At 41.0% G+C, this 10,822-nt stretch carries 9 protein-coding genes; 4 read left to right on the top strand and 5 right to left on the bottom strand.

The window, feature by feature from the left end; genetic code table 11:
- The coding region (locus tag C1642_RS16880; protein WP_103236616.1) for a tannase/feruloyl esterase family alpha/beta hydrolase at positions 1-1,251 on the top strand (1,251 nt) is incomplete at its 5' end.
- A 64-nt stretch (positions 1,252-1,315) separates the two neighbouring features.
- On the opposite strand, the gene C1642_RS16885 is transcribed toward C1642_RS16880, so the two are convergent.
- The 4 genes from C1642_RS16885 to gudD all read right to left on the bottom strand — a co-directional run bounded on the left by C1642_RS16885 (position 1,316) and on the right by gudD (position 6,296).
- Positions 1,316-2,029 (bottom strand): FadR/GntR family transcriptional regulator, encoded by a 714-nt coding sequence (locus C1642_RS16885; protein ID WP_000092890.1) that lies wholly within the window; start codon positions 2,027-2,029, stop codon positions 1,316-1,318.
- A gap of 241 nt (positions 2,030-2,270) precedes the next feature.
- Entirely contained in the window at positions 2,271-3,857 is a 1,587-nt protein-coding gene (locus tag C1642_RS16890; protein ID WP_103236617.1) for an aldehyde dehydrogenase (NADP(+)), read from the bottom strand.
- Between the two features lie 30 nt (positions 3,858-3,887).
- Positions 3,888-4,799, bottom strand: a complete 912-nt coding sequence (gene kdgD / locus C1642_RS16895; protein ID WP_000339249.1) for a 5-dehydro-4-deoxyglucarate dehydratase — start codon at positions 4,797-4,799, stop codon at positions 3,888-3,890.
- 162 nt (positions 4,800-4,961) lie between these two features.
- Positions 4,962-6,296, bottom strand: coding sequence for a glucarate dehydratase (gene gudD / locus C1642_RS16900; protein WP_103236618.1), 1,335 nt, complete (start codon positions 6,294-6,296; stop codon positions 4,962-4,964).
- 285 nt (positions 6,297-6,581) lie between these two features.
- Between gudD and C1642_RS16905 the strand changes: the two genes are divergently transcribed.
- The 3 genes from C1642_RS16905 to C1642_RS16915 all read left to right on the top strand — a co-directional run bounded on the left by C1642_RS16905 (position 6,582) and on the right by C1642_RS16915 (position 10,580).
- The gene (locus tag C1642_RS16905) at positions 6,582-7,940 is read left to right on the top strand and encodes an MFS transporter (RefSeq protein ID WP_000369462.1); all 1,359 of its coding nucleotides are present in this window, start codon (positions 6,582-6,584) and stop codon (positions 7,938-7,940) included.
- A gap of 70 nt (positions 7,941-8,010) precedes the next feature.
- Entirely contained in the window at positions 8,011-9,558 is a 1,548-nt protein-coding gene (garD, locus tag C1642_RS16910) for a galactarate dehydratase (RefSeq protein ID WP_103236619.1), read from the top strand.
- Positions 9,559-9,683: 125 nt separating this feature from the next.
- Complete coding sequence (locus tag C1642_RS16915; RefSeq protein WP_001181018.1) at positions 9,684-10,580, top strand: DMT family transporter; 897 nt, start codon at positions 9,684-9,686, stop codon at positions 10,578-10,580.
- Between the two features lie 15 nt (positions 10,581-10,595).
- On the opposite strand, the gene C1642_RS19805 is transcribed toward C1642_RS16915, so the two are convergent.
- Positions 10,596-10,822 (bottom strand): helix-turn-helix transcriptional regulator (locus tag C1642_RS19805; protein ID WP_228153961.1); only part of this gene is annotated, 227 nt, incomplete at its 5' end.

Raw genomic sequence — 10,822 nt, forward strand, 5'->3', positions numbered from 1 at the left:
AATGCTTCACAAAATCCAATGTTTGGTTTAGACCCTCAAGCCAGAATTGACTACGGTTATGGTGCAATTACCAAACTCACGCCTATGGCAAAAAACCTAATTAAAGCCGCATATGGTAAATTGCCAGACCGCTCCTATGCAGGCGGTACATCTAACGGTGGGCGTCATGCCATGATTGCTGCAACTCGTTTGGGCGACCAATATGATGGAATTTTAGCAAGTACACCGGGTTTTCATTTACCTCGTGCAGCCGCAGCTCAACTCTATACAGCACAGCAGCTCCGTCGTGTCGCAACAGATGAAAATGACTTAAGTACCGCTCTTACTCTTTCGGAGCGTAAAGTTTTAGCAAAAGCGATTTTAGATCGATGCGATGCCTTAGACGGTGTTGCAGATGGCTTGGTTCAAGACGTTGAGGCTTGCCGTACGGCTTTTGATATTCATAAGCATGTACCCGTTTGCTCAAGCACAAGAGATGGTACTTGTTTAAGCACCGAACAAATTGATGTATTAGCCAACATTTACCGAGGTCCTGTAAACTCTGCTGGACAAGCGCTCTATGCAACCCAGCCTTTCGACCCCGGTTTAGTCGGTAGTAACTGGGCAAGCTGGAAATTCGAATCTTCGGTGGGAACAGCACGTGACCCCGTTGCAGTCGGCATTCTTTTTCAGGTTCCACCAGACCCAACTGTGACTCAAAACTCTAGACAATTTGCCTTTAATTTTAACTTCGATACCGACTATCTAAAACTCTCGGCAACCAATGATGTTTATACTGAAAGTTCGATGTCTTTCATGATGCCACCCGATGAACTCAATCTGGATAAACTCCGTAATCACGGTGGAAAAATGATTGTGGTACAAGGCACAGCAGATGGCGTTTTCTCTGTAGATGACACTCAAAATTGGTACGATCAACTGCTACAACACTATAAAAATGATGCGAAAGGTACAGCGCCTGAATTTGCGCGTTTCTTTAGAGTTCCGGGTATGAACCATACCCGTGATGGCATTGCGACCGACCAATTTGACGCATTGACTGCTTTAGTTAATTGGGTCGAATATGGGCAAGCACCTGACAAAATCATTGCAACTGCACGCGGTGCAGGTAACCCGAGTGGTCAAGTGAATACTGAACTTCCACCAGACTGGGCACCAGACCGTACCCGTCCACTTTGTCCTTACCCACTGATTGCTCGTTACAATGGTCAAGGCGATAGCGAAAAAGCCGAAAACTTTAGCTGTAAATAACACCCTATAAAATTAAAAGAGAGCTAAACAGGCTCTCTTTTTTATCTTAATCTTAGCTCAAGCTTTACTGCTTAAACTTTTTAATACTTTTAGACAAATGAGCTCGCATCATTTGTCTAGCCAACAAACCATCCTGATCGACAATTGCGTTATAAATATTGACATGATCATGGTGAACCGCTTTTAAATATTCTTCGCGATTTTCAGGACTTTGCTCAATAGATTTAACACGTGCACGTGGAATAATTTTTTCGCCAAGATACTTTAAAAAATCAACGAAATATTGGTTTTCAGAAGCTTCAGCAATGGCAATATGGAAATCATAGTCAGCTTTTACCGTACCATCATTTGCATCTGAAGAAATATGTCGTTCAAAGTCTTCAAGCGCAGCTTTCATTTTATCAATATGGATTTGCTTACGGCGCTCAGATGCTAAAAAGACAGCTTCAGATTCAAGACTAATCCTAAGCTCAAGCAAGGAAATAATGTCATTAATGGTTTCTAAACTGGCATTAGACAACAGAAAATTTTGCTCAACTGTCTGCTCTTTGACAAAAGTACCAATTCCGTGACGAGTCTCGACAAATCCTAATGAACGCAACTCAGTAATTGCTTCGCGAATGACAGAACGGCTTACTTCAAAAGTTTCAATTAATTCAAGTTCGGTCGGGATCTTTTCTCCAACTTTAAATTCTCCAGACTGAATTTTTTCGATCAGTTGTTCTACAATAATCTGGCTTAGTTTTTTTGTTGATCTAGGTTTAATTGCGCTAGACATAATCTGAAGAACTCATGAAATGTTGAAAAAAATTATAAAATTCATTTTACTATAAACTTAGCCGATAGTCATATTCGGTTTTTAGACCCCTAAGTTATTAAAATCAAAATATTTTATCTCCGTTATCAAACCCTCACCCATATTTAAAAAGTAAGCAACTTATGCTTCTGTTGATATTTAATAATACGTTGAATAAGCTAAAAATATGCAGCTCAATACCATTGATTGAGCTGCACAACTTTTAAATTTGAGCCTGAGTTAATTGCCCATTGACCAGACGAGTAAGCTGTAGTGGATTACTATCTTTTAATGCATCGGGTAATAATACTTGTGGCGTATTTTGGAAGCATACGGGGCGTAAGAAGCGCTCAATTGCTCCCGTACCTACCGAAGTGCCACGGGCATCACTGGTTGCAGGGAAAGGGCCACCATGTACCATAGCATCCGATACCTCTACGCCTGTTGGGAAACCGTTAAACAATACACGGCCAGCTTTACGAGTTAACAAATCAAGAAGCTCGCCTGCCTTAGACAATTCATTTTCATCACCAATAATGGTTGCTGTAAGCTGTCCACCTAAAGCTTCAATACCCTTCAACAGGGTGGCTTCATCTTCGACCGCAATCACAATCGACATCGGTCCGAAAACTTCATGTTGTAGTTTTGGGTTACCTGACAATAAAACAGATTGGTCCGCTTTAAACAGATGGGCTTTTGCTTGAGAAACTAGCTCAGGTTCCTGACCCGATGCAATGACCTCAAAACCAGCTTCATTTATTAATGCATCAATACCAGTTCGATAGCTTTTTAAAGTACCTTCATTCAACATAACCTGAGGCACAGCTTTCTGCGTATTTTCAGCTAAAGCTGTAATAAAGCGTTCAAACTTGGGGCCTTTTATACCTAAAATTAGACCCGGTTTTGTACAGAACTGGCCACATCCCATATTAAAAGAAGCAACCGTATCTTGTGCAATCTGTTCACCACGTGAATGAAGTGCTTCAGGTAAAACCACCACAGGGTTCACACTCGACATTTCAGCAAAAAATGGAATCGGCTGAGGACGGCTCTGCGCAAGGTTATAAAGCGCCATTCCTCCTTCAAGAGAACCCGTAAAACCAGCTGCCTGAATGAGTGGATGTTCGACCAAATTTGCACCAATACGGCCACCAAAAATCATATTGAATGTGCCTTTAGGCATACCGCAAACTTCAATTGCTTTTTCAATGGCTTCTGCAACAAGCTCAGCAGTCGCCATATGGCCAGAGTGTGCTTTAAAGACAACCGGACACCCTGCTGCTAAAGCAGCTACGGTATCACCGCCTGCAGTTGAAAATGCAAGTGGAAAATTACTTGCACCAAACACGGCAACTGGTCCTACACCAATTTTATACTGACGTAGATCGACACGCGGTAAAGGCTTACGTTCTGGCAATGCCACATCAATACGGGCACCATAAAAATCGCCGCGGCGTAAAAGTTCAGCAAATAGTCTTAGCTGGCCAGTAACCCGCCCTGTCTCCCCTTGAAGACGAGGAAGTGGCAAACCTGTTTCAAGTGAAGCGACCTCTTGCAAGTTCGCACCCAATGCTTCAATTTGGCGAGCAATTTCTTCAAGAAAAGAGGCACGTTGTTCTTGAGTCGTTTGGCTATAAACTAAAAAAGCGTTATGCGCAGCTTGAGCAGCCTGATCTACTTCTTCAAGTGTTGCCTGACTAAATATATAACCTGTTGGCTGATAGTCTTTTGCAGCTATACTTTCTAGAGCTGGCACATTTACAGCAATGCGTTGACCATTAATAAACTGCCGACCGTTATTTTTACTCATTTTAAAGCTCCAATACCTAAACAGTTAGAATTATTGCGGACCAAGTGTCGCAATGAGCGCAGCCAAATCTTCATAGTCTGCTTGAGTTAAATCACTTAATGGTGGACGCACAGGGCCTGCATCATGCCCAACAATTTTGGCACCTGCTTTAATCATGCTTACCGCATAACCTGATTTACGGTCGCGAATTTTAATCAGTGGCAAGAAGAAATCTTTAATCAAACGATTGGTTGTTTCAAAGTCATCACTGCGAAGCGCGTTATAAAACTCCATAGCAGTCTTTGGAATAAAGTTAAATACAGCTGATGAATAAACTGGGCAACCTAAGGCTTTATATGGCGCTGCAAAAACTTCCGCTGTCGGCAAGCCACCTAAATATGACAAACGGTCTCCAATAGTTTGAGTCACTGCCGTCATCATATCGATTTGACCAGAGCTGTCTTTAAAGCCGATTAAGTTCGGGCACATCTCGGCTAACTTTTGGATTGAATCAAGATTTAATCTTGATACGCTACGGTTATAAAAAATTACGCCAAAGTCTACTGAATTACATACTTGCTTAACATGTTCAATTAAACCTTCTTGGCTTGCTTCAGTTAAGTAATGCGGCATTAACAAAATACCGTGTGCACCTAAGCGCTCTGCTTCTTTTGCCTGTTCAATCGCCTGACGTGTCGGACCACCTGCCCCAGCAATAATCGGTACACTGCCTTTGCATGTATCTACCGCAGTTTTAATTACTTCAGAATATTCATTGCCAGTTAATGAGAAAAACTCACCTGTACCACCTGCAGCAAATAAAGCACTTGCGCCGTATGGAGCTAACCACTCAAGACGTTTTGCATAAGAAGACTTATTAAAATCTCCGTTTTGATCGAAATCTGTTACGGGGAAAGACAGTAAACCATCAGAAATAATGTTTTTTAACTCAAGAGCATCCATTTGCAAGTTTCCATACGTGTTTATGTTGTCAGACATCTTACATCATCAATCTAATTTCTTTCAATATCTTTTTTCTTTTTAAAATTAATTTTTTTATAGCAATAAAAAAGCTGCCCCAAAGAACAGCTATCAATTCAATATTTAAATACGAATCGAGTCAGATTAACGAACCAAACATGGCTTTTTATTATTAAAAGTCCAATTAGGAATTAGAAATTGCATCGCATCCGCATCATTACGAGCTCCTAAACCTTTTAATTTATAAAGTTCATGGGCTTGATTAATTCGGTCCCAATCAAGTTCGATACCAAGTCCCGGTGCTGTTGGTACCTGAATTTTACCGTCTTTAATTTCAAGCGGTGCTTTAGTCAGTTGATCTGTACCTTCTTGCCAAATCCAGTGCGTATCAATTGCAGTCACATTACCCACGGCAGCCGCTGCAACATGGGTAAACATGGCAAGGGAAATATCAAAGTGATTATTTGAATGCGATCCCCACGTTAAGTTATACATTTTACATAACTGAGAAACACGCACCGAACCTTCCAATGTCCAGAAATGCGGGTCAGCTAATGGAATATCAACAGCTTGCAATTGAATACTATGCGACATTTCCCGCCAGTCGGTCGCAACCATATTCGTGGCGGTCGGTAACCCCGTTGCTCGCTTAAACTCAGCCATAATTTCACGGCTTGAATAACCTTGCTCTGCACCACACGGGTCTTCTGCATAGGCCAGCACACCTTTTAAATGTTTACCTAAAGCAATTGCTTCATCTAAAAACCACGCACCATTTGGATCAAGCGTCACACGTGCATCCGGGAAACGGCGCGCGATAGCTGTAACAGCTTCGGCTTCTTGTTCGCCCTGTAATACACCACCTTTTAATTTAAAGTCTTTAAAACCATAACGGTCATAAGATGCTTCTGCTAAACGCTGCACAGCCTCAGGTGTTAACGCTTTTTCATGACGGACTTTATACCAATCATGGTTATGTTGAGGTGTAGTCGCATAGTCTAATGAAGTCTGTTTGCGGTCACCAATAAAGAATAAATACCCTAATACTTCAACTTCACTACGTTGTTGCCCTTCACCAAGTAAACTTGCGACATTCACATTTAAATGCTTACCAAGCAAATCAAGTAATGCTGACTCATAAGCCGTTACAACATGAATTGTGGTACGTAAATCAAAGGTTTGATTGCCTCTGCCACCACTGTCACGATCGGCAAAATTTTGCTGAATTTTTTTGAGCAAATTTTTATATTCGCCAATCGGTTGTCCTTCTACCAAGGCTTTAGCATCATTTAGTGTCGCTAAAATTTTTTCTCCGCCCGGAATTTCACCTACACCAATATTTCCAGAGTTATCTTCAATGATGAGTATATTACGAGTGAAATAAGGTCCATGCGCACCACTCAAATTGAGCAGCATACTGTCATGTCCGGCAACAGGGATTGCTCGAATGGATTTAACAATAGGTGTAGAGGTCGCCATTAAAATACTCCTTGGCATACTGATACTATTTTTTCATCACCAAAACTTATAAGACATCAGACAACTTGTCAATATAAACTCGCACAAAAATTATTTTTCGAGCCTACTTGCCAAAATAATATTTTTAATCATATGATGTCATACATCTAAAGGCGCGGTTTTAGAATTAGGACTATAGAGTAGATACAACATTCCGTTTTCTCATCTACTCTATCGATGAATTTGACATGACGTCACCTATTTCACGGATATGCAAATAGGTCGATTATTAAAAAGAGTTTGTATATGGATAATCTGCAAACAAATATTGCTGTAGTGACTCAGCAAAGAGCCAAGCATACAAAAACTCGCTATTACATTCTTGCGATGATTTTTTTGGTCACGGCTTTTAATTACGGTGATCGTGCAACTCTCTCAATGGCAGCAACGCCAATGTCTCATGAACTGGGAATTGACTCAGTCACTATGGGATATATTTTCTCGGCCTTTGCATGGGCCTATGTGATTGGTCAAATTCCAGGCGGCTGGCTACTCGATAAGTTTGGTGCTCGCCGTGTATATTTCTGGAGCCTGTTTTTATGGTCTTTGTTCACTGTTTTAATCGGTTTTACCGACATTTTAGGTGATACTGCCACCATCATTACTTCGCTCTTTATACTCAGATTTTTAGTCGGTCTGTCTGAGTCACCTGCTTTTCCGGGTAACAGTAAAATTGCTGCTGCATGGTTTCCAACAAAAGAACGTGGAACTGCCGCTGCCATTTTTAACTCATCCTCTTATTTCTCGACCGTACTTTTTGCTCCCCTCATGGGTTGGCTTGTTGCAACCGTCCACTGGCAGTCTATTTTCTGGGTCATGGGTGGTCTTGGAATCATTCTTTCCTTTATCTGGCTCAAGGTCATTTATAGCCCGACCAATCATCCAACAGTCAATCCTGAAGAAGTAAAATACATTGCTTCAGAAGGTGCTTTACTCGATATGGGTGAAAACAGCCAAAACGCTAAAAAAGAGAAAATTACTTGGAGTAAAGTTAAACAACTTCTTGCTTCACGTATGATGCTCGGTATTTTTATTGGCCAATATTGTGTAAATACACTGACCTATTTTTTCTTGACTTGGTTCCCTGTTTACCTTGTCAAAGAAAGACATCTCAGCATTTTAGAAGCGGGTTTTGCGGCGGTTGCACCAGCACTCTGTGGCTTTGTAGGCGGAATTTTAGGTGGCTTAATTTCAGATAAGTTAATTCGAATGAATTACAGCTTAAGCTTTTCGAGAAAGCTCCCTATCGTAGTCGGCTTCTTGGTCTCAACCTCAATTATCTTATGTAATTACGTAGATTCTCAAGCAGCAATCGTATTCTTTATGTCCTTATCATTCTTCGGTAAAGGAATTGGCTCTTTAGGTTGGGCTGTGATGTCTGACGTTGCACCAAAAGAAATGGTTGGTTTATCAGGTGGAATGATGAATGCATTTGGTAATACGGCAGGAATCGTGACCCCAATTGTGATCGGCTATATCTTGGCAAGTACTGGTTCTTTCAACCTTGCATTAACTTATGTCGGTGTACATGCCATCGCAGCTGTCATTTGCTATACCGTTATTGTCGGCAAGATTCAGCGCTTCGAGTTAAAACCTACCTCTTAAACCTTTACACCATAACGCTTAACTAACTTAAGCGTTATGACCTCTCTTCAAATGTATACAAGGAACGATCATGCTGAAGCCTCTCCTAATAAGAATCAGTCCTCTCGATAATGTAGCCATTGTAGTCAATGACGGTGGCTTATCATCCTCTACATATATTGAAGAATACCAACTCACCTTGGTTGATGAAGTACCACAAGGACATAAGGTTTTATTGGAGCCGTTAAAGCAAGGTGAAGCAATTGTTCGTTATGGCGAAATCATTGGCTATGCCAATAAAGATTTAACCGCAGGTTCTTGGGTGAATGAAGCTGTTACCCAAATGCCAGAGGCACCTGAGCTAGATGATCTTGAATTAGCAACTCGCCCCGATCCTAAGCTTCCTCCACTGACCGGATATACATTTAAAGGTTATAAAAATAAGGATGGCAGCGTCGGCACAAAAAATATTTTAGGTATTACGACCAGTGTTAACTGTGTAGAGGGTATTGTCGATTATGTCGTTAAAATTATTGAACGTGATTTACTTCCAAAATATCCAAATGTAGATGGTGTAGTTGGATTAAACCATTTATATGGTTGTGGTGTGGCAATCGATGCACCCGCTGCAATTGTTCCTATTCGTACCATACATAACCTTGCACTCAACCCTAATTTTGGTGGAGAAATTATGGTGGTAAGTCTGGGCTGCGAAAAAATGCAACCCGAACGACTTTTAAATATTCCTAAAGAAAACAAATATATTCCTCTAGCAAATGAAGATATTATTCAGTTGCAAGATGAACGCCATAACGGTTTTGAAAGTATGGTGAACCATATTTTAACCGTGGCAGAACAACACCTTGAAAAGCTTAATCAACGTACTCGAGAAGAAGTTCCAGCCTCTGAATTAGTTGTAGGAATGCAATGTGGGGGGAGTGATGCATTTTCCGGAGTTACCTCTAACCCTGCCGTTGGTTTCGCAGCTGACTTGATTGTGCAATGTGGCGGTACAGTCATGTTTTCGGAAGTTACAGAAGTCCGCGATGGTATTCACCTACTTACTCCACGTGCAGCAAATGAACAAGTTGCCAAAGATCTAATTCGGGAAATGAAATGGTATGACGATTACTTAGCAGCAGGCCAAGTGGACCGAAGTGCCAATACCACACCCGGCAATAAAAAAGGCGGACTGAATAACATTGTAGAAAAAGCGATGGGATCGATCGCCAAATCGGGCCGCTCACCGATTGTAGAAGTTCTCGCACCGGGCCAAAGACCGACTAAAAAAGGATTAATATTTGCGGCAACGCCATCAAGTGATTTTATCTGTGGTACGCAGCAAATGGCATCTGGAATTACGGTCCAAGTCTTTACCACAGGTCGTGGTACACCTTACGGGTTGGCAGCAGTGCCAGTTATAAAAATGGCAAGCCGAAACAATATTGCAAACCGTTGGTATGACCTGATTGATATCAGTGCTGGCGATATTGCGATTGGGAAGAAAACTATTGAAGAAGTGGGCTGGGAACTTTTTGAGCTGATTTTACAAGTAGCTAGCGGTGAAAAACAAACGTGGTCGGACCGTTGGGGTATCCATAACTCACTCGCTGTATTTAACCCTGCACCAGTGACCTAATAGGGTTTAGAAGATGAGGTTATATCACCTCATCTTTCTTATTTCCCCTATTAATTACGACACATTTCACTAAAACTTAACAGCGCTGCTAAAATAACATCGAAAATTAAGAACTGTATTTCTCTATGCAAAACCAGACTGCTTCAAACCTCCCCTCTACACAACTTGGAAAAGCACTGCTTTGTCTTATGACATCAGCGTTATTATTTTCCATTATGGGAGTGTGCATTCGTTTTGCTTCACAAACGGTAGATAACGCGACTGTCGTGTTTTTTAGAAATGCAGTTGGTTTATTTATTTTTATTCCGATGCTCTTTAAACAGGGGCTAGATTTTATTAAAACCGATAAACTCTGGATGCATACTTGGCGAAGTATTGTCGGGCTAGCCGCCATGTATGGTTTTTTCTATGCCATTGCGAACTTAAAACTATCGAACGCCATGGTTTTTAGTTATTCATCTCCTATCTTTATTCCACTGATTGCATGGCTTTTCTTAAAAGAAAAAATTACCAAGTCTATGATTTTTGCCGCTGTGATTGGGCTCATTGGAGTTTTATTTGTCGCTAAACCCGATCAAGGTCTATTTAACGCATTATCTTTTATTGGCTTGGGTGCATGCTTTTTATCAGCAATGGCCTTTGTCACCGTAAGAGCTTTAACCAGTACAGAGCCACCTGAACGTATCGTTTTTTACTTCTGTGTTTTTGGTAGTTTAATTTCCTCTATTCCCATGTTCTGGCATTGGCGTATTTTCACTTGGTATGAACTAGCACTACTCATTGCCGCAGGACTTTTAGCAAACATTAGCCAACTATTTATGTCTTATGCTTACAGCTTAGCACCAGCAGGACAAATTGGCCCAATGAACTATATTGCTATTATTTTTGCAGGAATTTGGGGATTTGTTTTTTGGCATGAATTACCAGATCTATTCAGTATTATCGGCATTTTTATTATTTTATTTGCGATTTTGCTCTGTAATCCATTTTTGCAGAAAAAGTTACTCTCTCGATTTAAATAATAAACAAACCTTAATCTAATTTAGGTACTGTATTCGATACTCATTTGGTGAAATGCCTGTCCAGTGACGGTAGGCTTTTCGAAAGTTAGAAGTATCTGAAAAGCCAATTCTCTCAGCAATTTCATCTATGGTTAAAGTTGTCTCTCGCAAATATTCATCAGCAAGACGGCGCCGAGTCTCATCTAACAATTCTTGATAGGTTAAATCAAAACCTGCCAAGCGCCGGTGTAAAGTACGCTTTG

Source organism: Acinetobacter sp. AKBS16 (genome assembly GCF_002899995.1).
Classification (GTDB): domain Bacteria; phylum Pseudomonadota; class Gammaproteobacteria; order Pseudomonadales; family Moraxellaceae; genus Acinetobacter; species Acinetobacter baumannii.